The following is a 23,477-nucleotide window of genomic DNA, read 5'->3' as shown; positions in this document are numbered from 1 at the left end:
CCGCCGACGAGATCCTCTCATCAGTCAAACGCTTCTGCCAAAAAACAGAGCAGACCTTATGTGGCGAACTTTAGATTCACGTGACTAGGGCGGGGCATCACCTTATCAGCACCGCCCGCAGGTCGTTCACATTCGTCCCCGTCGGCCCCGGCACGAACAGGTCCCCCAGCGCATTAAACGCGCCCCAGGCGTCGTGTCTTGCAAGCAGCGCCTTGGGGTCGTGACCGGCCGCGCGCAGCCGGGCGGCGGTGGTATGGTCGGCGAAGGCGCCGGCATTCTCCTCCGACCCGTCGATGCCGTCCGTATCGGCAGCGAAGGCGGCGATATCGGCGGCGCCCTCCACGCCCAGCGCGAGCGCCAGCAGGAATTCGCTATTGCGCCCGCCGCGCCCGCCTTTCTCGCAGATGGTGACCGTCGTCTCGCCGCCCGAGAGCATGAGCACCGGCTTCCGGAACGGCCGGTCGCGCAGCGCCACCTCGCGGGCGATCGCCGCGTGCACCCGCCCAACCTCGCGCGCCTCGCCCTCGATGGCGTCGGAGAGGATCACCGGCGTAATGCCGTGCGCCTGCGCGGCGGCGGCGGCGGCCTCCAGCGAGCGGGCGGCGGAGGCGACGATGTGCACCTCGTTGCCGGCAAATCGCGGGTCGTCGGGCGTCGGCGCATCCGCTTGCGGCGAATGCAGATGGCGCAGCGCTGCCGGAGGCAGCCGCAGCCGCCATGCCTCGACGACGGCAAGCGCGTCCTGCCGGTTCGCGGCGTCCGGCACGGTGGGGCCGGAGGAGACGAGCGCCGGGTTGTCGCCCGGAATGTCGGAAACGATCAGCGAGACGACGCGCGCCGGGTGTGCGGTCGCGGCCAGCCGGCCGCCCTTGATGACGGAGAGGTGCTTGCGCACGGTGTTCATGGCCGAAATGGGGGCGCCGGAGGCGAGCAGCGCCTCGTTGACGGCGATCTCGTCCTCCAGCCTCAGGCCGGACGGCGGAGCGGGCAGAAGCGCCGAGCCGCCGCCGCAGACGAGCGCCACCACCAGATCGTCCGCCGTCAGCCCTTCGACGAGCTTCAGGAGCCGCCGCGCACCCTTCAGCCCCGCGGCATCCGGCACCGGGTGGGCGGCTTCGATCACCGCGATCCGCTCCGTCGGCGCGCCGTAGCCGTAGCGCGTGACGACGGCGCCTTCGAGCGGCCCATCCCACGCCTCCTCGAAAGCCCGCGCCATCTGCGCCGCCCCCTTGCCGGCACCGACGACGACGGTGCGGCCCTTGGGGCGGGCGGGGAGGAAGTCTGGGATGATTTCCATCGGATCGGCGGCGGCGACGGCCGCACGGAAGAGATCCTCGAAAAGGCGACGCGGCTCTATCTCGGCGGCCACACTCCCTCCTACGTCTCACAAACCCTGTTTCATCGGCGAGCCCGCGACGTAGGTCTCCACCACGGCGCGGTCGTCGCCAAGGGTTTGCAGCACGAAGAGCTCTTCTGCAAGGGTCTCGACCGTCTCCATGCGCAGGCGCATCGCCGGCGTGGCGCGGGCGTCGAGCACCACGAGGTCGGCATCGCTGCCCGCCTCCAGCGTGCCGATGCGGCTTTCCAGCGACAGCGCTTCGGCATTGCCGCGCGTGATCTGCCAGAAGGAGGCGAGCGGGTTCAGCTTCTCGCCGTTGAGCGCGATCACCTTGTAGCCCTCGTCCATGGTGCGCAGCATGGAATAGTTGGTGCCGCCGCCGACATCCGTCGCCGCGGCGATGCGCAGGGGCCTCGTTCGCCGGCGGTAGCGCTGGTAGTCGAACAGGCCGGAGCCGAGGAAGAGGTTGGAGGTGGGGCAGAAGACCGCCACCGAGCCCGATTCCGCCAGCACGTCGGCCTCGCGCTCGGAAAGATGGATGCAGTGGCCGAACAGGCTCTTGGGGCCGGTGAGGCCGTAGTCCACGTAGATGCCGGTGTAGTCGCCGCAATGGGGATAGAGTTCACCCGAAAAAGCGATCTCGGCATGGTTTTCCGAAAGGTGCGTCTGGATATGCAAATCCGGATGCTCCGCCGCCAGCGCCGCGGCCATCTCCATCTGCCCGGGCGTCGAGGTGATGGCGAAGCGCGGGGTGATGGCGTAGTTGAGCCGCCCCTTGCCGTGCCACCTGGCGATCAGCGCCTTGGTGTCGTCATAGCTCGATTGCGCCGTGTCGGTAAGCGCTGCCGGCGCGTTGCGGTCCATCATCACCTTGCCGGCGATCATGCACATGCCCCGCCGCTGAGCCTCGGCGAAGAAGGCATCGGCCGAGCCCGGATGCACCGTGCAGTAGACGGCCGCTGTGGTGGTGCCGTGGCGCGCCATCTCGTCGAGGAAACAGCCGGCGATGCGCGCCGCATGGGCAGGGTCGGAAAATTTCGTCTCCGCGGGAAAGGTGTAGGTGTTGAGCCAGTCGAGCAGCTCGGCGCCGAAGCTGGCGATCACCTGCATCTGCGGGAAGTGCGCATGGGCATCGATGAAGCCCGGTAGCAGCAGATGCGGGCGGTGGTCCACGACCTCGGTGCCGCCGGCGTCAAGCGCCACTCGTGCATAGGCGCCGGAGGCGACGATGACGCGGTCCTCTACCAGCACGGCGCCGTCTTCCTCGTAAACGTAGGATGCATGGTCGTCGACCGCATGCGGCTCGGCCAGGAAGGCGAGCAGGCGGCCGCGAATGAGCGTCTTGGTCATGTCCGTCGCCTCATCGCGCTTCCTCGAACCAGGTGACAAGCAGGCGGCGCTCGTCCTCGGTCATGCCGGAGACGTTGCCCGGCGGCATGGCATGGCTCCGGCCCGCCTGAAGGTAGATTTCGCGGGCGTGTGCTGCAATGGCTTCGTCCGTGTCGAGCTCCACCTCCTTCGGGGCTGCGTGGATGCCCTCGTAGCCGGGCTCGGCCGCATGGCACATGGCGCAACGCCCCATCACCGTGTCGCGCACGGCTGGAAAGTGGGTGGAGGCGACGAAGCGCTCCTCGGCGGCCGAGATGCGCCGCTCGCCCGTCAGCACCTCCGGCACCGTGGAAAGCCACATGATGATGACGAAGATCACCACTGAGAGCCCCCACGTCCAGTGCGGATTGCCCTTACGGGCGTGCATCGTGTTGAAATAGTGGCGGATCAGCACGCCGATGATGAAGACGAGCGCGGCGATCACCCAGTTGAACCTGGTGCCGAAGGCCAGCGGGTAGTGATTCGACAGCATCAGGAAGATCACCGGCAGGGTGAGGTAGTTGTTGTGCAGCGAGCGCTGCTTTGCCTGCGCCCCCAGCTTTGCCGCCGGCGCGCGCCCTGCCTTCAGGTCCGCCACCACGATCTTCTGGTTGGGAATGATGATGAGGAAGACGTTCGCCGTCATGATGGTGGCGGTGAAGGCGCCCAGATGCAGGAAAGCGGCCCGCCCGGTGAAGAGCTGCGTATAACCCCAGCTTATCGCCACCAGCACGACATAAAGCACCAGCATCAGGGCGGTGTCGTTCTTGCCCAGCGGCGATTTGCAGAGCGCGTCGTAGACCAGCCAGCCGATGCCGATGGAGGCGAGCGAGATGAGGATGGCGACGGGGGCGGAAACGTCGAGCACGTTGCGGTCGATGAGGTAAAGGTCGGCGCCCGCGTAGTACACGATGGCCAGCAGCGCGAAGCCGGAGAGCCAGGTGAAGTAGGATTCCCACTTGAACCAGGTCAGGTGCTCGGGCAGCGAAGCCGGCGCCACCAGATACTTCTGGATGTTGTAGAAGCCGCCGCCGTGCACCTGCCATTCCTCGCCATAAACGCCCTCGGGCAGGCCCGGCCGCCTCACGAGGCCAAGGTCGAGGGCGATGAAATAGAAGGACGAGCCAATCCACGCGATGGCCGTCACCACATGCAGCCAACGCACGGCGAGGGACAGCCAGTCCCACAGTACGGCGAAATCGTTCATTCCTGTTCCCCGCTCCGAAGGGTTTCTGGACTTACCCCCACTCCGTCTCGGCCGAAGGCCGAGACGGAGTGGGGGTCGAAAGACCCGAACTCAGGCCCTCTCGCTTGAGCAAGCCCAAGTTACGGCTTCCGCCATAAACCGAAAGGGGGGCAGGGCACGATGACTTTCAAAATTTTCTGGAAAATAATAGCCCCGGAGGTTTGAAAGTCTGATGGCCTATCTCGACAATATTTCCGTCTTCGTGCGGGTGGTGGAACTGGGCAGCCTTTCGGCGGCCGGGCGCGACATGCGTATCTCGGCTGCGGTCGCCTCCAACCGCGTCAAGGAGCTTGAAAAGTATCTCGGTGTGCGGCTCCTGAACCGCACGACACGGCAACTGACGCCGACCGAGCACGGCCGCGCCTTCTACGACGGCGCGAAAAAGGTGCTGGAAGCGGTGGAGGAGGCGGAGGCGGCCGTGGCCGCGCTTTCGGGCCAGCCGCGCGGCACCATCCGCGTCACCGCGCCTCTTGGCATCGGCAAGCGGCTGATCGCCGGCGCCATCCCCGAATTCCATGAGCTCTACCCGCATATCGAGGTGCGCCTGAGGCTTTCCGACCACGAGGTGGATATCATGCGCGAGGGCATCGATGTCGCCTTCAAGCTGGGGCTTCTGGAGGATTCCAGCCTGCGCATGCGCGGCATCATGGATTGCGAGCGCGTGCTGGCGGCCGCCCCTGCCTATCTCGAGCGGCGGGGCGAGCCGGCACGGCCGGGCCAGCTCGTGGAGGACGGGCACGAGTGCCTTCTTTTGCGTTTTCCCGGCGCGCGCGAATATTTCTGGACGCTCGATACCCCCGACGGGCCGAGGAAGTTCGAGGTGAGCGGCCCGTTCGATTCCGACGACGGCGACGTGATCACCGGTTGGGCGCTGGCCGGCCACGGCATCATCAACAAGCCGCGCTTCGAGATCGAACCGTTCCTGCGCGACCGCCGGCTGAAAGTCATCCTCCCCGACACACCGCCCCCCTCCGTCAAGCTCGCCGCCGTCTACCCGCACAAGAAATTCCAGGATCCCAAGGTTCGCCTGCTGTTGGATTTCATGGTCGAGCGCTGCCAGCGGATAATTGGCGAGATACTGGAGGGGCGGTGAAGTGTTCAGGAAGCTTTCAAGTCCTCCAAACCCCGTTGCACGAGTTCGCGCATCAGCCGTTGGTAAGGCATGCCACGCTTCTTTGCCTCGGCCTTGACGGCATCGATTTGGCTTTGCGGCATGCGCATGTTCACCCGCGCAGTCTTGTTCTCGAACTCAAACCGGAACGGCTTGAACTGTGAAAAATCCAGGTCGGAAAGATCCTGTTCCAGGAAAGCTTCCAATTCTTCATCAGTCTTCATTCTTGGCACTTTGCACGGCATAGCGTTGCGCCTCCTTTACATGCATGAAGCGGGCAGTGGTCGGGCGGACAAGCCGTTTGCCGCTTACGATCCGGAACGTGATGCCGACAAACACCGGTCGTCCGTCCTGATTCCGGCCCACGACAATGAAGCGGTCTTCTATCTCGGAATGCTTCTGGTCAGGTGCGATGGTCGCACCATGCGTCAGCACATATTCGATTTCTGCCTTGCTGACGCCATGCTTGCCGCACTTCGGCCAGTTGCCTGCATCCCAGTCGAAGCCCTCATGGTCCGTCTATTTCATTATGTACGTTTGTATGTACAAAAGTCAACATCAGCGCCGGTTGTCAGCTGAATGCCCGCATCACCTCCGCCGCCGCCATCGCCGCGATGACCGCCGGGCGCTTGTCGCGCACTTCTCCCCCGCCGATGGGCGTCACGAGGCGGGAGAGGCGGGCTTCCTCGCCGCCGTTCTTCAGATACCAGCTCTTGAAGGTCGCCTTCTTGGTCTTCGAGCCGATCATGCCGACATAGGCCGCCTCCTCCCGCGCCAGCGCTTCGGCGACGATCAGAAAATCCAGCGCATGGTCGTGGGTGAGGACGACGAAGGCCGAGCCGGCAGGCGCCTCGCGTACGGTTTCCTCGGGCACGGCCGTCAGCCGCTTCTCCACCTCCTCCGGCATGTCCGCGAGCGCTTCCGCCCGCGTCTCCACGACGAACGTGCGCACGGGAAGGAGCGCCAGCGCGGCGGCCAGCGCGTGGCCGACATGGCCGCCGCCGAAGAGGTAGACATGCGGGCGCCCGGCATCCTCGTCCCCGGCACGCTTCAGGAGTTCGGTGCGCTCCTCCCGCCCGGCAATGCGGATGTCGAGCACCACGCGGCCGCCGCAGCACTGGCCAATCTCGGGGCCCAGAGGAATATCCAGCGCGCCGCTGGCAACGTTCTCGGCGATTAATTCGCGCGCCTTGGCGATCGCCAGGAATTCCAGCTGCCCGCCGCCGATTGTGCCGAAGATGGCGTCGGGCGAGACAAGCATCCAGGCGCCCGTCTCGCGCGGGGTGGAGCCTTTGGCTTCGCGCACTTCGACGATGGCTGCGGCGAGGGCGGCGTCTAGGAAGGCGGTGAGGGGTGGGGGTCCAGGCGAAGCCGAACAAAGACTCCGTCCATATGCGATAGCCCTGCCCTCAAGGAGGGAGATTGGCCGTTGCTGCGCCCGTCTCGCGCGGGGTGGAGCCTTTGGCTTCGCGCACTTCGACGATGGCTGCGGCGAGGGCGGCGTCTAGGAAGGCGGTGAGGGATTTGGCGAGGGTGGTCATGGGTGGCGGGGCCACTGATCGCATATGGATTTTGAGTCCTTGATCGGACCCCCACCCCTCACCCCTCCCCTCAAGGGGGAGGGGGATTCTGAGGCGTCGGCGCCCCCCTCCCCCTTGAGGGGAGGGGTGAGGGGTGGGGGTCCAGGCGAAGCCGAACAAAGACTCCGTCCATATGCGATAGCCCTGCCCTCAAGGAGGGAGATTGGCCGTTGCCTATGGTTTCGCCAATCGCCAGCGTTGCAGAGCAAGCGGCCAGCACAATCTCCCCCCTTGAGGGGGAGATGCCCGGCAGGGCAGAGGGGGGTGGTGGCGACGTGTGCCATGATCTCAGAAAGATAGTCGCACAATGCCGCCCAATCTATGCCTCCGCCCTCAGCCGCTCCACCGCCATAAGCACGCGCTCCGGCGTGGCAGGCGCGTCGAGGCGAGGGCAGAGCTTGTGGCCGGCCACGCTCGCTACGGCATCTGACAGCGCATGCAGCACCGACATCGCCAGCATGAAGGGCGGCTCGCCCACCGCCTTTGAGCGGTGGATGGTAGGTTCAGCGTTCTCCGCCCAGTCGGCCAGCGCCACGTTGAAGACCTTCGGCCGGTCCGAAGCGAGCGGGATCTTGTAGGTCGAAGGGGCGTGGGTGGTCAGCCGGCCTTTCCCGTCCCAGACGAGCTCCTCGGTCGTCAGCCATCCCATGCCCTGGATGAAGCCGCCCTCGATCTGGCCGAGATCGATGGCCGGGTTCAGCGATTTGCCGGTCTCGTGCAGGATATCCACCCGCTCCACCATGTATTCGCCGGTCAGCGTGTCGACCGAGACCTCCGCGCACGCCGCGCCATAGGCGAAATAGTAGAAAGGCCGCCCGCGCCCGCTGTCGCGGTCCCAATGGATTTTCGGCGTCTTGTAGAAACCCGCCGCCGAAAGCTGGACACGGGCCATGTAGGCCTGGCGCACGAGGTCGGGGAAGGGGATTTCCTGATTGCCCACGCGCACGCGGCCCGGCAGGAACACGATCTGCTCCTTCGGCACGCCGTATCGTTCGGCCGCGAAATCGATGAGGCGGTTCTTGATCTGGCGGGCGCCGTTCTGCGCGGCCATGCCGTTGAGGTCCGAGCCGGAGGAGGCGGCGGTGGCGGATGTGTTGGGCACCTTGCCCGTCGTCGTCGCCGTGATCTTCACCTGGTCGATGTCGATCTGGAACTCTTCCGCCACCACCTGGGCGACCTTCACATAGAGCCCCTGGCCCATCTCCGTGCCGCCGTGGTTCAGGTGCACCGAGCCATCGGTGTAGACGTGCACCAGGGCGCCGGCCTGGTTGAAGTGGGTGGCCGTGAACGAGATGCCGAATTTCACCGGCGTGAGCGCGATGCCGCGCTTGACGATCTCGCTCTTCGCGTTGAACGCGGCGATGGCGCGGCGGCGGGCGGCGTAGCCGGCGCTCTTTTCCACCTCCGAGACGACGCGGTGAACGACATTATCCTCCACTTCCTGGTGGTAGGGAGTAACGTTACGGTTGCCGTTACCGTAAAAATTGCGCTTGCGGATCTCCAGCGGGTCCTTGCCGAGCGCGAAGGCCACCTCGTCGATGATCCGCTCCGCCCCCAGCATGCCCTGCGGCCCGCCGAAGCCGCGGAAGGCGGTGTTGGAGACGGTGTTGGTGTAGAGCGGCGCGGAGACCGCGCGCACCGAGGGATAGAAATAGGCGTTGTCGCAGTGGAATAGCGCCCGGTCCGTCACCGGCCCCGAAAGATCGGCGGAAAAGCCGCAGCGCGCGGCATAGGTGAAGTCAACGCCGAGGATGTCGCCTTCCTCGTCGAAGCCCACCTCGTAGTCGATCAGGAAGTCGTGCCGCTTGCCCGTCGCCGTCATGTCGTCGTCGCGGTCGGGGCGGATTTTCACCGGCCTTCCGGTGCGCTTGGCGGCAATCGCCGCGATCGCCGCGAAGAGGTTCGCCTGCGTCTCCTTGCCGCCGAAGCCGCCGCCCATGCGCCGCACCTCTACGGTGACGGCGTGCGAGGGCACGCCCAGCGCATGCGCCACCATGTGCTGCACTTCGCTCGGGTGCTGCGTGGAGGAATGGACGGTGACATCCACGTCCTCGCCCGGCAGGGCGAAGGCGATTTGACCTTCCAGGTAGAAATGATCCTGCCCGCCGACGCGCATCCTTCCCTTGATGCGCCGGGGCGCGGTGCGAATAGCATCCGCGGCCTTGCCGCGCGCGAGCGTCAGCGGCTTGGTGACGAGGCGGGCGCCTTGCGGCTCGACGTCGGCGATGTCGATCAGTGCCCGCTTCTCCTCGTATTCGACCTTCGCCAGGCGGCAGGCGCGGCGCGCCGCCTCGCGCGTCTTTGCGATCACGGCGAACACCGGCTGGCCGAGAAACTGCACGTCCCCCTCGGCCAGGATGGGCTCGTCATGAAGGCCGGCGGGGCTGATATCGTTGACGCCCGGCACGTCCTTCGCCGTCAGCACCGCCACCACGCCCGGCGCGCTTTCCACCGCTGTCAGGTCGATCGAGCGGATCGTGCCGTGCGCAACCTCCGACAGGCCGAGATAGGCGTGCAGCGTGCCGGCGGGCTCGGCCATATCGTCGATATAGACGGCTTCGCCGGTCACGTGCTTGTGGGCGGAATCGTGGCGCCGGTCGGTGGCGACCCCGCCGGCGATCTTCGCCTTTCTCAGGTTGAGCGTCTCGTGCCTCGTCATCTCAAGCTGCCTCGTCACGCGAAACTATGAGCGGCCCGCGCCCGACGTCTCCAGGAAGAAACGCTTCAGAAGGTTCTTCGCCGTCAGCATGCGGTAGGCGGCAGACGCCCGCATGTCGCTGATGGGCGTGAAGTCGCGCTCGTAGGCCGCCATCGCCCGCTCCACCGTCTTCGCCGTCCACGGCTTGCCGATCAGTTCCGCCTCTACCGCGGCTGCCCGTTTCGGCGTCGCCGCCATGCCGCCATAGGCGATGCGCACCTCGGCCACCTTGCCGTCCGCGTCCAGCGCCAGGTTGAAGGCGCCCAGCACGGCGGTGATGTCCTCGTCGCGGCGCTTGGAGACCTTCCAGGCGGCAAAATGCGTGCCGGCATCCGGCTGCGGCACATGCACCGCCTCCACGAACTCGCCGGACCGGCGGTCCTGCCTGCCGTAGGCGATGAAGAAATCCTCGAGCGGGATTGTGCGCCGCTCCTTGCCCTTGCGCAAGGTCAGCAGGGCGCCGAGCGCGATCAGCGGCGGCGGCATGTCGCCGATGGGCGAGCCGTTGGCGATGTTGCCGCCGATGGTGCCCATGTTGCGCACCTGCTCGCCGCCCACGCGGTCGATCAGCGGTCCCAGCGCCGGGATGCGGGCGGCAAGGTGCGGCAGCGCCTCGGAATAGCTGACGCCGGCGCCGACGGTCAGCACGCCGTCCTCTTCCAAGACCGCGCGCAGCTCCTCCAACCCGCCGATGAAGACCGCCGGCGCGATGTCGCGCATGAACTTCGTCACCCACAACCCGACATCCGTCGCCCCGGCGACGATGGTGGCGTCCGGCTCGGCTTCCAGCACCGCCGCCAGGTCGTCCACACCGGCGGGGATGACGAGGCGCTCGGCGCCAGCGCCGATCTCCACCCGCGTGCCGTCCTTCATCGCCTCGATCTCCGCGACGACGGCCGCGCGCTCCGCCGCCAGCGGGTCCGCCTCCACCTCGCCGTAGGAGGAGACGGCGCGCGCCGCCCGCACGATCGGCTCATAGCCCGTGCAGCGGCAGAGATTGCCCTGCAGCGCCTTCTCGATGGCCCGGTCAGAGGGCTGCGGCTCGCGCATCCAAAGCGCGTAGAGCGACATCACGAAGCCCGGCGTGCAGAAGCCGCATTGCGAGCCGTGGAAGTCCACCAGCGCCTGCTGCACCGGGTGCAGGCTGCCATCGGCCCGTTTCAGGTGCTCCACGGTGACCACATGACAGCCGTCGAGCGAAGCCAGGAAGCGGATACAGGCATTGACGCCTTCATAGACGAGCCCGCCGGAAAGCCGCCCCACCAGCACCGTGCAGGCGCCGCAATCGCCTTCCGCGCACCCTTCCTTGGTGCCCGTCAGCCGGCGCTCGAGCCGCAGGAAGTCGAGCAGGGTCTCACCGGGGCGCACGTCGGCAAGCGCAACCTTGCGGCCGTTCAAGAGGAAGCGTATTTCATTGCGGATCGCCGTCATCAGCTCCCCCGATATGTAGAATAGCCGTAAGGCGAGACGAGCAGCGGCACGTGATAGTGCGTGTGCTCGGCCATGCCGAAGCGGATCGGCACGCGGTCCAGAAACGCCGGCGCCGGCAGCGTGTCGCCCTTGCCGCGCAGGTAATTGCCGACCTGGAAAACCAGCTCGTACTCGCCGGGCCTAAAGGCGTCGCCCTCGAGCAGCGGTGCATCGCAGCGCCCGTCGGCGTTGGTCCTGACGGTCTTGATATGCGTGCGGCCTTCGCCTTCCAGCCGGTAGAGCGCTATTTCCAGGTCTGCCGCCGGGCGCCCCGCCGCGGTGTCGAGCACATGGGTCGTCAGCCGGCCCTTGCCTTCCTCGCTCATGGGTCTCCCTCTGCTTCTTGTCTTATTCCGATGGATTGTGCGGCAAATCAATCGCTTGCATAAGGGGGTGGCGCGAGAAACGCGGCAAAAAGACTTTCAAATTTTTCGGGGGAATGCGCACGCCGTCCCTTCGACTATTCTTTAGGCACGGACAATCCAGAGGAAACATAAGGTGAGGCGCTATTTCAGGAACATGCGCGGCTACGGCGCAAATCCGCCGGACCCGAAATGGCCGGGCGGGGCCCATGTCGCCGTACAGTTCGTCGTCAATTACGAGGAGGGCGGCGAGAATTGCATCCTCCACGGCGACGAAGCTTCGGAAGCCTTCCTGTCGGAGATCGTCGGCGCCGCCCCATGGCCGGGCATGCGCCACTGGAACATGGAATCGATCTACGAATACGGCGCCCGCGCCGGCTTCTGGCGGCTTCACCGCATGTTCACGCAAGGCGAGGTCCCCGTCACCGTGTTCGGCGTCGCCAGCGCCCTTGCCCGTTCGCCGGAGCAGGTGGCGGCCATGCGGGAGGCAAAGTGGGAGATCGCCAGCCACGGGCTCAAATGGATCGACTACCGCGCCTATGCCGAAGAGGACGAGCGCCGCGACCTCCAGGAGGCGATCCAGCTCCATGCCGAGGTCGTGGGCGATAGGCCTACCGGGCTCTACCTCGGCCGCACCTCGGTCAACTCGGTAAAGCTGGCGGCCGGGGAGGGCGGCTTCACCTGGATCTCCGATACCTACGACGACGACCTGCCCTACTGGCTCGACCATGACGGCCACGGCAACGCGATTTCCCCACAACTCGTCATCCCCTACACGCTCGATGCCAACGACATGCGTTTCGCCACGCCACAGGGCTTCAATTCCGGGGATCAGTTCTTCGCCTATCTCAAGGATGCCTTCGACACGCTCTACGAGGAGGGCAGCCGCGGCCGGCCGGCGATGATGAGCGTCGGCCTCCACTGCCGCCTCATCGGCCGGCCAGGTCGCGCGGCAGCGCTGCAGCGCTTCATCGACTACGTCAAAGGGCATGAGAAGGTGTGGCTGGCAAACCGCATGGACATCGCCCGCCACTGGAAGGAGCATCATCCATACGAAGCGCCGGGCTTGAGGCCCAGCCGCATGGACGAGGCGGCGTTCGTGTCACGCTTCGGCGGCATCTTCGAGCACTCGCCATGGATCGCCGAGCGGGCCTTCCGGCTGGAGCTGGGGCCTGCGCACGACAGCGCCGCCGGCCTTCACAACGCGCTGGCCCGCGCCTTCCGCGCGGCAAGCAAGGAGGAGCGGCTCGGCGTGCTGAGCGCCCACCCGGACCTTGCCGGCAAGCTCGCGGCGGCAAAGCGCCTGACGCCGGAATCGGCGAGCGAGCAGGCCACCGCCGGCCTCGACGCGCTCACCGACGGGGAGCGCGCCCGCTTCACCGACCTCAACACGCGCTACGGCCAAAAATTCGGTTTCCCCTTCATCATCGCCGTCAAGGACCATTCGAAGGACGGCATCCTGAAGGCTTTCGAAGCCCGCATCGAAAACGGCCGCGACGAGGAGTTCGCCACCGCCTGCGGCCAGGTCGAACGTATCGCCTATCTGCGGCTCAAGGATCTCTTGCCCTCATGACCATGGAACCCCACACCGGCGCCCGCGCCTACTACGCCCCGACAGGCGGCCTGCCCGGCCAGGGCGAGCTCATCACCGGTCGAGCCGTCTTCACGGAGGCTTATGCCGTCATCCCGAAGGGGGTGATGCGCGACATCGTGACGAGCCGGCTGCCCTTCTGGGAGAAGACCCGTTGCTGGGTCATCGCCCGGCCGCTTACCGGCTTTGCCGAGACCTTTTCGCAATACATCATGGAGGTCGAGCCCGGCGGCGGCAGCGAGCGGCCGGAGCCCGACACGCAAGCCGAAGGCGTGCTCTTCGTCGTGGAAGGGGAACTGACGGTGCATCTCGACGGCACGGCCCACCGTATGTGGCCCGGCGGCTACGCCTTCCTGCCGCCCAAAAGCGGCTGGACCGCGCGCAACGAAGGCACGGCGCCCGCCCGTTTCCACTGGATCCGCAAGGCCTACGAGGCGGTGGAGGGCGTGCCCGCGCCGGAAGCCTTCTTCACCAACGAAGAAGACGTGCCGCCGACGCCGATGCCCAATACCGACGGCAAGTGGGCGACCACGCGTTTCGTCGACCCCGACGACATGCGCCACGACATGCACGTGACCATCGTCACCTTCGAGCCCGGCGCCGTCATCCCCTTTGCCGAAACCCATGTCATGGAGCACGGGCTCTACGTGCTCGAAGGCAAGGCCGTCTACCGGCTCAACCGCGACTGGGTGGAGGTGGAAGCCGGCGACTTCATGTGGCTCCGCGCCTTCTGTCCGCAAGCCTGCTATGCCGGGGGGCCGGGCAGGTTCCGCTACCTCCTCTACAAGGATGTCAACCGGCATGCGAAGCTTTGGGCGGCGGGCGGCGGAAGGGCGTGCTGAGGTCTCTCCCCTTTCAAGGCAGGGTTATCGCGTATGGACTCCGAGTCTTTGATTGAACCCCCACCCCTTACCCCTCCCCTCAAGGGGGAGGGGGATTCTGAGACGTCGACGCCCCCCTCCCCCTTGAGGGGAGGGGTAAGGGGTGGGGGTCCCGGCGAAGCCGGCAAAGATGACTCATATGCGATTGCTCTCCCCTTCAGGGCGAGGCTGCCATGACCCGCATCACCGCCAACCCACTGACGAAACAAGCCTTCGCCCCCTTCGGCGACATCATCGAAACCGACGGCGCTGAAAGCTTCCTCATCAACGAAGGCAAGTGCCGCCGCTTCCACGATCTGGCGCGCGTCGAGGCGATAGGCGAGAACGCGCGGGTGCTCGTCAACATCTTCCGCGGCCAACCCTACCCACTGCCGCTGAAGCTCACCATGGTCGAGCGCCATCCGCTCGGTAGCCAGGCCTTCATGCCCCTCTCTCCCCGGCCCTTCCTGGTGGCCGTCTGCCCCGACGAAGGGGGAAAGCCGGGCACGCCGCAAGCCTTCGTCGCCCGGCCGGGCCAAGGCGTGAACTACCACCGCAACACCTGGCACGCGGTGCTGACACCCCTCGGCGAGGAGCAGGATTTCCTCGCCGTCGACCGGGGAGGGGACGGCAACAACCTGGAAGAATTCTTCTTCCCCGAGCCCTACGAGATCCACCTTCCGGACACGCCATGAAAGATGACGCGACACTCCTCGACCGCCTTCTCGACGTGATCGAGCACGACATCGTGCCGATGACGGCAGCCGGCGTGGCAGTCGGCAACAAGCTCTTCGGCGCAGCGATCCTGAGGAAAAGCGACCTGTCGCTGGTGCTGGCGGAAACCAACAACGAACTGGAAAACCCGCTCTGGCACGGCGAGGTGCACGCGCTGAAGCGCTTCTATGAGCTGCCGAAGGAACAGCGCCCCGAACCGGGCGATTGCATCTTCCTCGCCACCCACGAGCCCTGTTCGCTGTGCCTCTCGGCCATCACCTGGACCGGCTTCGACAATTTCTACTACCTCTTCAGCCATGAAGATTCGCGCGATTCCTTCGCCATCCCGCACGACCTGAAAATCCTGAAGGAGGTCTTCGCGCTCGACCCCGGCGGCTACAATGCGGAGAACGCGTTCTGGAAGAGCTATTCCATCCGAAGCCTCGTGCATGGCCTGCCGGAACCGGAGCGGGATCGGATGGAGGCGCGGATAACGCGGATTTCCGCCAACTACGACAACCTCTCGGAGATCTATCAGGCCGGCAAGGCGGAGAACGATATTCCGCTGAACTGAGGCGGCCCCAGGCTATTCCTTGAACAGGTCGGAATGGGTGCCGGTGCGGGCCAGTTGCAACTCGTTGCCCACAATCCGGTAGATCAGCAGCCAGTCCGGCTCGATGTGCGCATCGCGGTAGCCGTTCCATCTCCCCTTCAAAGGATGGTCTCGGTAGGAAGGCGGCAACGGCTTCCGCTCTATCAGCAGGCTCAGCAGCATTCGTAGCGCGGCAAGATCCTTGCCACGCTTCTGGGCTACTTTCACGTCGCGCTTGAATGCCGTGGACCGGACAAGGACGAGCACGTCAGATGCCCAGATCCTCGAACAACTCGTCAGCGCTTTCGAACCTCTTGCCCTTGCCGGCGTCCAGTTCCTTCATCGCCTTGACCGTCGTGGCATTCGGCACCTTCACTGGAAAAGGCACCGCCTTGTCGCGGGCAACCCGGACGAGGGCCATGCGAATATAGTCGGAAATGGACAAGCCCATCTCCGCAAGCGCGGCCGCGGCCTCCTTCTTCGTCTCGGCATCGATTCTCGCGCGAACCACAGTATCGGTAGCCATGGCTTATCTCCTTTGTAGGCCACAATGTAGCTATATACGGCTACATTTGCAACGATGGATCTGCGCCGGGAGAGCGCCTTGTCCCATTCTTTCGGAGATGATATATACCAAAATATATACCATCTCTTCGATGGAGGCGCCCATGCCCAAAACCGCAAAGCTCTTCAAGAACGGCCGTAGCCAGGCGGTGCGCCTTCCGGCGGAGTTCCGCTTCGAGGGCGACGAGGTGGAGATCCGGCGTGATCCCGCGACGGGGGATGTGATCCTTTCACCGAAACCCCAACGGACGGGTTCGTGGGATAAGTTTTTCGCGGCTGTCGAACGGCTTAGGCCCGAGGATATCCCGGAGGGTTTCCCGTGGCGTGACCGTCGTCCACACGAGCGTGACGATCCGTTCGGATGAGCCCCTATCTGCTCGACACCAATACGATCAGCTTTGCTGCGTCGGGAAGGTCGCCCGCCGTATTGCGACGTGTGGCCGGCCATAGCCCAAGCCGGCTCTGCGTTTCGTCTGTCTCATATGGCGAGATCTGGTTCGGGCTATACCGGCGGCCCGAGGCGATAAGGCTGCGAGAGGCCACGAACGACTTCTTCGCCGAGATCGAGATTCTGCCATGGACGCCACGAACGGCGCATACCTACGCCCAACTCCGCACTGACATGGAACGGTCGGGAAAATCGTTGACCGCACTCGACATGCTGATCGCCGCCCACGCTTTGGAAGTCGGCGCGACGCTGGTGTCCAGCGACCGCGCCTTCCGGTTCGTGCCGGGCCTTCAGGTCGAGAACTGGCTCGACGACTAAACCCGCTCCAGCGCCAGCGCGATGCCTTGGCCGACGCCGATGCACATGGTGGCGAGCGCCAGCCTTGCGCCACGCTCCTTCAGCTCCAGCGCCGCCGTGCCGGAGATACGGGCGCCGGACATCCCGAGGGGGTGGCCCAGCGCGATGGCGCCGCCATTGGGGTTCACGTGAGGGGCATCCTCGGGGATGCCGAGCGCGCGCAGAACGGCGATCCCCTGCGATGCGAAGGCCTCGTTGAGTTCCACCACGTCGAAATCGGCGGGTTCCAGGTTAAGCCGCGCGCACAGCTTCTTCGTGGCGGGGGCCGGCCCCATGCCCATGATGCGCGGGGGGACGCCGGCGGCGGCACCGCCCAGGATGCGGGCGATGGGCGTTAGGCCGTGCTTCCTCGCGGCGGCCTCCGAGGCGATGATGAGGGCGGCGGCGCCATCGTTGACGCCGGAAGCATTGCCCGCCGTTACCGTGCCGCCCTCGCGGAAGGGCGTCGGCAGCTTGGAAAGCTTCTCCACCGTCGTGCCGGGGCGGGGGTGCTCGTCCTTGTCGACGACCACCGGCTCGCCCTTGCGCTGGGGGATGGTGACGGGGACGATCTCCTTCGCCAGCCGCCCGTTCTCCTGCGCCGCCACGGCCTTGTCCTGGCTGCGCACGGCGAAGGCGTCCTGGTCGGTGCGGCTGACGCCGAGGTCCTCGGCCACGTTCTCGCCCGTCTCCGGCATGGAATCGATGCCGTACCCTCTCTTCATCAGCGGGTTGACGAAGCGCCAGCCGATGGTGGTGTCGTAGATCTCCGCATTGCGCGAAAAGGCGACTTCAGCCTTGGGCATGACAAAGGGCGCGCGGCTCATGGATTCCACGCCGCCGGCGATCATCAGCTCCGCCTCGCCGGCCTTGATGGCGCGCGCGGCGGTCGCCACCGCATCCATGCCCGAGCCGCACAGGCGGTTGATGGTGGTCCCCGGCACCACCACGGGTAGACCCGCAAGGAGGGCCGCCATGCGGGCGACGTTGCGGTTGTCCTCGCCCGCCTGGTTGGCGCAGCCGTAGATCACGTCGTCCACCGCATCCCAGTCCATCCTCCCGTTGCGCTCCATGAGCGCCTTCAGCGGGACGGCGGCGAGGTCGTCGGCGCGGACGGTGGAGAGCACGCCGCCGAAGCGGCCGATGGGTGTGCGCACATAGTCGCAGATATAGGCTTCAGCCATCCTTCGCTCCTCTCTTGGCGGCCGGGGCGCCGCCCTTGTGCGCGGCATCGGTGCGGGCTTTCAGGTCGCGCAGCGTCGATAATTCGAGCACGGTCGGCGGCGGCGTTTCCTCCAGCTTTTCGGCGAATTTCACCTTCCACCCGCAGGTTTCCTGCACCATCTCGCGCGTCACCCCCGGATGCAGCGAGACCACGGTGAACTCCTTCGTCTCCGGATCCGGCTTCCAGATGGCAAGGTCAGTGATGAGCAGCGTCGGCCCCTTCGTCTTGATGCCGAGCCTCTTCCTGTGGTCGCCGCCCTCGCCATGGCCGAAGGAGGTGTAGAAGTCTATTCTTTCGACCATGCCGCGCTTCGACTGCGCCATGGTGATATAGACCTCGCCCGACGAGGTGGCGATCTCCGGCGCGCCGCCGCCGCCGGGCAGCCGCACCTTCGGCTTCTCGTAGTCGCCGACGACGGTGGTGTTGATGTTGCCGTATTTGTCGAGCTGGGCCGCCCCCAGGAAGCCGATGGTGATGCGCCCGCCCTGCAGCCAGTAGCGGAACATCTCCGGCACCGGCACGGTGGTGAGCGCGGTGTCGCACAGTTCGCCGTCGCCGATCGACAGCGGTAAGACGTCGGGCGCCGTGCCGATGGTGCCCGATTCGTAGATCAGCGTGATGTCGGGCGCATGCGTGAGGCGGGCGACGTTGCAGGCGGCGGACGGCGCGCCGATGCCGACGAAGCATACGTCCTGGCTGGTCAGCGCCCGCGAGGCGGCGATGGTCATCATCTCGTTGGGGGTGAAGTCGCCCATCACGCCGCCCTCAGCCCGGCCACGCGGGCGGCGAAGTCGTCCGGCCCCGCCTTCATCACGTTCTCCTCCATCCAGCCGCGAAAACGGTCGCGATCGGCGGCCACCTCGTCCCATTCCAGATAGGCGGCGTTGTCGCGCGCGTAATAGCCGTGGGTGTAGGAGGGATGCGCCCCGCCGGGCACCACCGAGATCGCCGTCACCGTCCAATGCGGCAGTACGCAGAGATTGGGATGCAGGCCGGAGAAATCCTCCACCACCTCTTCCACCGTCACCACGGCGCGCTTGGCCGCCAGCACCGCCTCCTTCTGGATGCCGACGATGCCTTCCACCAGCACATTGCCCTTCCTGTCGGCCTTCTGCGCGTGGATGAAGGTCACGTCCGGCCGCACCGCCGGCACGGCGGCCAGCTCCTCGCCGGTGAAGGGGCAGATGACGCTCTTGATGTTCGGGTTGACCCTCGCCAGTTCGGCACCCCGATAGCCGCGGAAGACGGCGCAGGGCAGGCCCGCCGCCCCCGCCTCGTAGGCGTTGGCCATGGCGGCGTGGGAATGCTCCTCGATCTCGACGGCGCGCGGCCAGCCGTTCTCCACCGCATCGCGCAGCCGGCGCAGAAGCCCGACGCCGGGGTTGCCCGCATAGGAGAAGATGAGCTTCCTTGCCATCCCCATGCCGATCATCTGGTCGTAGACCACGTCCGGCGTCATGCGGATCAGCGTCAGGTCCCTGAAGCCCTGGCGGATCGCCTCATGGGCGGCGGCGGTGGGGATCAGGTGCGTGAAGCCTTCGAAGGCGGCGGTATCGCCGTCCTTGAGGTTCTCCCGAACCGCCTCGTCGAGCGGCATGAAACGTGCCATGCGCCTCCTCCAAATGTTCGTATTGCGAACATAAGTTTTATATGCGATACAGAGATAGATGGACGACCGACCCGAGTCAATGCACGGCGCGACCCCGGGCGCCCGCGATCTCGTCGGATCGCTGGCCAAGGGGCTGGGCGTGGTCGAAATCCTAGCCGGCGCCCCTTCCGGCCTGCGCCTCACCGAGGTGGCGGAGGCGGCGGGGCTGACGCGCGCCGGCGCCCGCCGGCTGCTGCTCACCCTGGTGGCGGAGGGCTATGCCCGGCAGGAAGGGCGGCATTTCCTGCTCTCGGCCAAGCTCCTGTCGCTCACCCGCGCCTGGCTCGGCGGCTCCTCGCTCTGGGCCTATGCGGAGCCGATCATGCGCGAGGTCTCCCAGGCGCTCGGCGAATCCTGCTCGGCGGCCGTTCTGGAAGGCGAGGACGTCGTCTATGTCGCCCGCGTGGCGGGGCGGCGCATCGTCTCGGTGTCGCTCGCGGTCGGGGCGCGGCTGCCGGCCTACTGCACCTCCATGGGCCGGGTGCTCCTCTCAGACCTGGATCCGGCCGAACTCGCCCGTTTTCTGGAAAAGGCGACGATCCGCGCCAACACGCCCAAGACGGTGACGGACCGGCAGGCGCTGGCGGCCCGCGTGGCCGAGGTCCGGCGGGAAGGCTACGCCATCGTCGACGAGGAACTCGAATTGGGATTGCGGTCGATTGCCGTGCCGGTGCGGGCCAGAACGGGAGTCATCGTCGCCGCCCTCAACGTCTCCACGCAGTCGGCGCGCTTCTCGTGCGAGGAGATGCGCCAGACCATCCTGCCGCCGCTTATCGAGGCTGCTGCAAAAATCGAGGATTTTCTGGCACTGCAGTAAGGCGCCCGGCGCCCTCACGCGGCGCTCCTGGAGCCCTTTCGGTCCGGTGCCTCTTCCAGCACCCGCCGCATCTTGCGGGCAAGCCGTGCCTGGAGGCGGGCATGCAGGACCCTCTCCCACGAACCGTCGGGATCGTTGGCCGCTTCTACGCGAGGCATGGCCAATAGCGTGTCGATAACGGATGCCGTCTCGTCACGCCCCAATAGCGCGTCGATCTCCGCTTCCACTCTCTTATCAGCAGTCATCCTAAGCCTCCGAGTCACGACATGATTCATGCCTTCCAATCCTGACTGGATGAAGGCGCTCGGATGAAGATTTGACGACGGGTTATAGACAAATAGGCTGCGGGGCGGAGAGGGGCGAACGGAGATGCCGGCGCCCTTTCGCGCCCCCCTCTGTCCTGCCGGACATCTCCCCCGCAAGGGGGGAGATTGGCCGTCGCGGACGGTTTCGCCAACTGTCGACGTCGCAGAAGAAGCGCCGGAGCAAGCGGCCAGCACAATCTCCCCCCTCGCGGGGGAGATGTCCGGCAGGACAGAGGGGGGCGCGAAAGGGCGTCAGCCCCTCCAATTCAGCTAAACGCAATCCCCTCAAACGTACCGGTTGACGATATTCTCCAGCTTCTCCTGCCGCCCCGACACCGGCTGCGGGTCGAGCCCCTCGCGCGCCACGCGCTCGGTAACCTCCTCCAGCGTGCGCTCGCCCTTCAGCATCGCCTTTGCCTCCGCACCCTGCCAACCGGCATAGCGCTCTTCCAGCGGCCCGCTCAGCGCCTTGTCCTCGATCATGCGTGCTGCCGCCTTCAGCCCCCGCGCGCACACGTCCATGCCGCCGACATGGGCGGCGATCAGGTCCTCCGGGTCGAGCGACTGGCGGCGCAGCTTGGCGTCGAAATTGGTGCCGCCGGTGGAAAAGCCGCCCGCCTGCAGCACGTGGTAGTAGGCAAGGGCCGCCTCGGGCGCGTTGTTGGGAAACTGGTCGGTGTCCCAGCCCGACTGGTAGTCGTTGCGGTTCATGTCGATGGAGCCGAGGATGCCGAGGCTTGCCGCCAGCGCCAGCTCGTGCTCGAAGGAGTGGCCGGCAAGGATGGCGTGCCCCTGCTCGATATTCACCTTCACCTCGCCTTCCAGCCCGTAGCGCTTCAGGAAGCCGTAGACGGTGGCGACGTCGTAATCGTACTGGTGCTTCGTCGGCTCCTGCGGCTTCGGCTCGATGAGGATCGTGCCTTCGAAACCTATTTTGTGCTTGTAGTCGACCACCATGGAGAGGAACCGGCCGAGCTGGTCCATCTCGCGGCCCATATCCGTGTTGAGCAGCGTCTCGTAGCCCTCGCGTCCGCCCCACAGCACGTAGTTCTGGCCATTCAGCCGCTTGGTCACGTCCATGCAGGCCTTCACCGTGGCCGCGGCATAGGCAAAGACGTCCGGGTCCGGGTTGGTGGCCGCGCCCGCCATAAAGCGGCGGTTGGAGAAGAGGTTCGCCGTGCCCCACAAGAGCTTCGGCCCGCCGTTCTCTATCTTCTGCTCCAAGTAGTCGGCCATCTCGTTGAGGCGCGAGACGCTTTCCGAATAGGTCTCGCCCTCCGGCCGCACGTCGTGGTCGTGGAAGGTGAAGAAGGGCACACCGAGGATCTGGAACATCTCGAAGGCCACGTCCGCCTTCAGCTTCGCCTTCTCCATGGTCTCGCCGAACCACGGCCGCTCGAAGGTCTGGCCGCCGAAGGGGTCGTTGCCCGGCCAGACGAAGTTGTGCCAGTAGCACACGGCGAAGCGCAGATGGTCCTCCAGGCGCTTGCCCAGCACCTCCTCATTCGGGTTGTAGTGGCGGAAGGCCAGCGGGTTGTCGCTGTCCGGCCCCTCATAGGCGACCGGCTTGATGTCGCCAAAAAATCCTGTGCTCACGATGAGACTCCTCGTATCGCTGGGTAGAGATCGCGGTAGCGGCGGTACGCCGCCCCATAGGCGGGTGTCAGTGCCGCGTCGGGCTCCACGGTGGTGGAGACCGCCGGCGGCGTGCAGACGGAGAGCGGGTCGGCGCCCTCCGCGGCGATAAGGCCGAGGCGGGCCGCGCCGAAGGCGGCGCCGAAATCGCCCTCGGCCGGCACGTCGACGGGCAGTTCAAGCGCCGTGGCGATGGCCTTCAGCCAGTAGGAAGAGCGCGAGCCGCCGCCGATCGCCGTGACGCGGGTAAGCTCCGTGCCGGCCTTTTTCAACGCTTCCAGGCTGTCGCGGAAGGCGAAGGCGACGCCCTCCACCACGGCCTGGGTGAGGGCGGCGCGGTCGGTCCGGTGCGCCAGGCCAACGAGGCTGCCGCGGATGACCGCGTCGTTGTGCGGCGTGCGCTCGCCGGAAAGGTAGGGCAGGAAGGTCACCCCCGTGGGCGCCTTCAGTTCGTCGCCGAGTTCGCCCGTCAGCTCGGCGGGGTCGGCGCCGGTGATGCCGGCCAGCCAGTTCAGCGAATCGGTGGCCGAAAGGATGACCCCCATCTGATGCCAAGTATCCGGCAGGGCATGGCAGAACGTGTGCACGGCGCTTTCCGGGTTGGGCAGATAGGCGCCGTTGGCGGCGAACAATACGCCCGACGTGCCGAGCGAGACGAACGCCGCCCCCGGCTTCACCGTGCCGGCGCCGCAGGCGGACGCCGCGTTGTCGCCCGCACCGCCGGCGACCGTCACATTCGCGCCCATGCCCCAGCGCCCGGCAAGCGTGGGGCGCAGCGTGCCGGCCTTCTCCGTGCCCTCCACAAGGCGCGGCATATGGCTCTCGTCAAGCCCCAATGCCGCCAGCAGGTCCGGCGACCAGCGCCGCTTTTCCACGTCCAGCCAGGCCGTGCCGGCCGAATCCGACATTTCCGAAATATGCTCGCCCGTCAGCCACAGACGCAGGAAATCCTTGGGCAGGAGCACCTTCTTCGTCGCCGCGAAAATCTCCGGCTCATGGCGCTTCACCCAAGCGAGTTTTGGCGCCGTGAAGCCGGGGAAGACGATGTTGCCGGTGATCCTGCGGAAGCGCGGATCGGCGTCGAGCGCGGCCGCCTCCTCGTGGCTGCGCGTGTCGTTCCAGAGGATGCAGGGCCGCAAGGGCTTGTCGGTGTCATCCAGCAGCGTCGCCCCGTGCATCTGGCCCGAAAGGCCGATGCCCTTCACCGCCGCCAGCGCCTCGCCGTGAGACATTTGAAGCGCCGCCAGCGCCTCTTCCGTCGCGCGGATCCAATGCGCCGGGTCCTGCTCGGACCATCCCGCGTGCGGCCGCGAGACCTCCAATGCACCCGTCGCGGAAGCAACCACCTTCTGCGCATCGTCGATGATAAGCGCCTTCACCCCGGATGTGCCAAGGTCGAGACCGAGATACATGCAATTTCCTCCCGCGCTGCCTTCCTCCGAAGTGACCGGACAGCGCACCGATCATTTTTTTCGAGCTCCGAAACAAATATGCATATCCACCGCCGCAAGGCAATCGTCGAGGGGCCGGTGATGGGATGCGAAAGGAAAGTGTTTTGCTTTTCGGCG

At 66.1% G+C, this 23,477-nt stretch carries 25 protein-coding genes and 1 pseudogene; 8 read left to right on the top strand and 18 right to left on the bottom strand.

Going from position 1 to position 23,477, the window contains the following annotated elements; all coding sequences use genetic code 11:
• Window positions 1-97: 97 nt before the first annotated feature.
• From GM910_RS15005 to GM910_RS14995, 3 genes are read right to left on the bottom strand one after another with little or no spacing between them, the layout of a single operon-like run.
• Complete coding sequence (locus tag GM910_RS15005; protein ID WP_159588570.1) at window positions 98-1,369, bottom strand: glycerate kinase type-2 family protein; 1,272 nt, start codon at window positions 1,367-1,369, stop codon at window positions 98-100.
• A gap of 15 nt (window positions 1,370-1,384) precedes the next feature.
• Window positions 1,385-2,689 (bottom strand): guanine deaminase, encoded by a 1,305-nt coding sequence (gene guaD, locus GM910_RS15000; protein ID WP_159588568.1) that lies wholly within the window; start codon window positions 2,687-2,689, stop codon window positions 1,385-1,387.
• A 10-nt stretch (window positions 2,690-2,699) separates the two neighbouring features.
• Complete coding sequence (locus tag GM910_RS14995; RefSeq protein WP_159588567.1) at window positions 2,700-3,914, bottom strand: urate hydroxylase PuuD; 1,215 nt, start codon at window positions 3,912-3,914, stop codon at window positions 2,700-2,702.
• 211 nt (window positions 3,915-4,125) lie between these two features.
• Here GM910_RS14995 and GM910_RS14990 point away from each other — a divergent pair, with 211 nt between their 5' ends.
• The gene (locus GM910_RS14990) at window positions 4,126-5,046 is read left to right on the top strand and encodes a LysR family transcriptional regulator (protein WP_159588565.1); all 921 of its coding nucleotides are present in this window, start codon (window positions 4,126-4,128) and stop codon (window positions 5,044-5,046) included.
• Window positions 5,047-5,051: 5 nt separating this feature from the next.
• Here the strand turns inward: GM910_RS14990 and GM910_RS14985 are convergent, their stop codons facing one another.
• The 7 genes and pseudogenes from GM910_RS14985 to uraH form a co-directional block, all read right to left on the bottom strand.
• Entirely contained in the window at window positions 5,052-5,288 is a 237-nt protein-coding gene (locus tag GM910_RS14985; protein WP_246226154.1) for a CopG family antitoxin, read from the bottom strand.
• Window positions 5,278-5,550: pseudogene (locus GM910_RS14980) on the bottom strand (BrnT family toxin); the annotation flags it as partial. The gene GM910_RS14985 and the pseudogene GM910_RS14980, both read right to left, overlap by 11 nt.
• A gap of 85 nt (window positions 5,551-5,635) precedes the next feature.
• Entirely contained in the window at window positions 5,636-6,463 is an 828-nt protein-coding gene (xdhC, locus tag GM910_RS14975; protein ID WP_159588588.1) for a xanthine dehydrogenase accessory protein XdhC, read from the bottom strand.
• 10 nt (window positions 6,464-6,473) lie between these two features.
• On the bottom strand, window positions 6,474-6,605 hold the full coding sequence (locus tag GM910_RS27630) for a hypothetical protein (protein ID WP_281354903.1): 132 nt from the start codon (window positions 6,603-6,605) through the stop codon (window positions 6,474-6,476).
• Between the two features lie 358 nt (window positions 6,606-6,963).
• On the bottom strand, window positions 6,964-9,303 hold the full coding sequence (gene xdhB / locus GM910_RS14965; RefSeq protein ID WP_159588561.1) for a xanthine dehydrogenase molybdopterin binding subunit: 2,340 nt from the start codon (window positions 9,301-9,303) through the stop codon (window positions 6,964-6,966).
• A gap of 24 nt (window positions 9,304-9,327) precedes the next feature.
• Window positions 9,328-10,773, bottom strand: coding sequence for a xanthine dehydrogenase small subunit (xdhA, locus tag GM910_RS14960; protein ID WP_425482687.1), 1,446 nt, complete (start codon window positions 10,771-10,773; stop codon window positions 9,328-9,330).
• Window positions 10,773-11,138 (bottom strand): hydroxyisourate hydrolase, encoded by a 366-nt coding sequence (uraH, locus tag GM910_RS14955; RefSeq protein ID WP_159588559.1) that lies wholly within the window; start codon window positions 11,136-11,138, stop codon window positions 10,773-10,775. Before uraH ends, xdhA begins: the two co-directional genes overlap by 1 nt.
• Window positions 11,139-11,331: 193 nt before the next feature.
• Here uraH and puuE point away from each other — a divergent pair, with 193 nt between their 5' ends.
• From puuE to GM910_RS14935, 4 genes are all read left to right on the top strand, one after another.
• Complete coding sequence (puuE, locus tag GM910_RS14950; protein WP_159588584.1) at window positions 11,332-12,747, top strand: allantoinase PuuE; 1,416 nt, start codon at window positions 11,332-11,334, stop codon at window positions 12,745-12,747.
• A 2-nt stretch (window positions 12,748-12,749) separates the two neighbouring features.
• Window positions 12,750-13,607 carry a bifunctional allantoicase/(S)-ureidoglycine aminohydrolase gene (locus GM910_RS14945; protein ID WP_159588582.1) on the top strand — a complete coding sequence of 286 codons (858 nt, stop codon included), beginning with the start codon at window positions 12,750-12,752 and terminating at the stop codon, window positions 13,605-13,607.
• Window positions 13,608-13,819: 212 nt separating this feature from the next.
• A complete protein-coding gene (locus GM910_RS14940) occupies window positions 13,820-14,320 on the top strand; it encodes an ureidoglycolate lyase (protein ID WP_159588557.1) in 501 nt (166 codons plus the stop codon).
• Entirely contained in the window at window positions 14,317-14,913 is a 597-nt protein-coding gene (locus GM910_RS14935) for a nucleoside deaminase (RefSeq protein WP_159588555.1), read from the top strand. Before GM910_RS14940 ends, GM910_RS14935 begins: the two co-directional genes overlap by 4 nt.
• A 12-nt stretch (window positions 14,914-14,925) precedes the next feature.
• Here the strand turns inward: GM910_RS14935 and GM910_RS14930 are convergent, their stop codons facing one another.
• Together GM910_RS14930 and GM910_RS14925 are read right to left on the bottom strand one after the other, a co-directional pair.
• Window positions 14,926-15,198 carry a type II toxin-antitoxin system RelE/ParE family toxin gene (locus GM910_RS14930; protein WP_159588553.1) on the bottom strand — a complete coding sequence of 91 codons (273 nt, stop codon included), beginning with the start codon at window positions 15,196-15,198 and terminating at the stop codon, window positions 14,926-14,928.
• A gap of 1 nt (window position 15,199) precedes the next feature.
• Window positions 15,200-15,457 (bottom strand): type II toxin-antitoxin system RelB/DinJ family antitoxin, encoded by a 258-nt coding sequence (locus GM910_RS14925; protein WP_159588551.1) that lies wholly within the window; start codon window positions 15,455-15,457, stop codon window positions 15,200-15,202.
• Window positions 15,458-15,599: 142 nt separating this feature from the next.
• On the opposite strand from GM910_RS14925, the gene GM910_RS14920 reads away from it, so the two are divergent.
• Both GM910_RS14920 and GM910_RS14915 read left to right on the top strand, forming a co-directional pair.
• A complete protein-coding gene (locus tag GM910_RS14920) occupies window positions 15,600-15,860 on the top strand; it encodes an antitoxin (protein WP_159588549.1) in 261 nt (86 codons plus the stop codon).
• A complete protein-coding gene (locus GM910_RS14915) occupies window positions 15,857-16,261 on the top strand; it encodes a type II toxin-antitoxin system VapC family toxin (RefSeq protein ID WP_159588547.1) in 405 nt (134 codons plus the stop codon). Before GM910_RS14920 ends, GM910_RS14915 begins: the two co-directional genes overlap by 4 nt.
• Here GM910_RS14915 and pcaF read toward each other — a convergent pair.
• The 3 genes from pcaF to GM910_RS14900 are packed head-to-tail and all read right to left on the bottom strand — an operon-like array spanning window position 16,258 to window position 19,113.
• Window positions 16,258-17,463 (bottom strand): 3-oxoadipyl-CoA thiolase, encoded by a 1,206-nt coding sequence (gene pcaF, locus GM910_RS14910; RefSeq protein ID WP_159588545.1) that lies wholly within the window; start codon window positions 17,461-17,463, stop codon window positions 16,258-16,260. The two genes, GM910_RS14915 and pcaF, sit on opposite strands and share 4 nt — an antisense overlap.
• Window positions 17,456-18,259 carry a CoA-transferase subunit beta gene (locus tag GM910_RS14905; RefSeq protein ID WP_159588543.1) on the bottom strand — a complete coding sequence of 268 codons (804 nt, stop codon included), beginning with the start codon at window positions 18,257-18,259 and terminating at the stop codon, window positions 17,456-17,458. The genes pcaF and GM910_RS14905 overlap by 8 nt, the downstream gene beginning before the upstream one ends.
• Window positions 18,259-19,113 (bottom strand): CoA transferase subunit A, encoded by an 855-nt coding sequence (locus tag GM910_RS14900; protein ID WP_159588541.1) that lies wholly within the window; start codon window positions 19,111-19,113, stop codon window positions 18,259-18,261. The genes GM910_RS14905 and GM910_RS14900 overlap by 1 nt, the downstream gene beginning before the upstream one ends.
• 79 nt (window positions 19,114-19,192) lie before the next feature.
• Between GM910_RS14900 and GM910_RS14895 the strand changes: the two genes are divergently transcribed.
• Window positions 19,193-19,969, top strand: coding sequence for an IclR family transcriptional regulator domain-containing protein (locus GM910_RS14895; RefSeq protein WP_159588539.1), 777 nt, complete (start codon window positions 19,193-19,195; stop codon window positions 19,967-19,969).
• A 14-nt stretch (window positions 19,970-19,983) separates the two neighbouring features.
• Here the strand turns inward: GM910_RS14895 and GM910_RS14890 are convergent, their stop codons facing one another.
• From GM910_RS14890 to xylB, 3 genes are all read right to left on the bottom strand, one after another.
• Window positions 19,984-20,214 carry a hypothetical protein gene (locus tag GM910_RS14890; protein WP_159588537.1) on the bottom strand — a complete coding sequence of 77 codons (231 nt, stop codon included), beginning with the start codon at window positions 20,212-20,214 and terminating at the stop codon, window positions 19,984-19,986.
• Window positions 20,215-20,559: 345 nt separating this feature from the next.
• On the bottom strand, window positions 20,560-21,870 hold the full coding sequence (gene xylA, locus GM910_RS14885) for a xylose isomerase (protein WP_159588535.1): 1,311 nt from the start codon (window positions 21,868-21,870) through the stop codon (window positions 20,560-20,562).
• Complete coding sequence (gene xylB / locus GM910_RS14880) at window positions 21,867-23,321, bottom strand: xylulokinase (protein WP_159588533.1); 1,455 nt, start codon at window positions 23,319-23,321, stop codon at window positions 21,867-21,869. The genes xylA and xylB overlap by 4 nt, the downstream gene beginning before the upstream one ends.
• Window positions 23,322-23,477: the final 156 nt, after the last annotated feature.

This window comes from Chelativorans xinjiangensis, assembly GCF_009812055.1.
Classification (GTDB): Bacteria; Pseudomonadota; Alphaproteobacteria; order Rhizobiales; family Rhizobiaceae; genus Chelativorans; species Chelativorans xinjiangense.
Note: the sequence above shows the minus strand (reverse complement) of the source record. Positions and strands in the feature narration are given on the sequence as shown.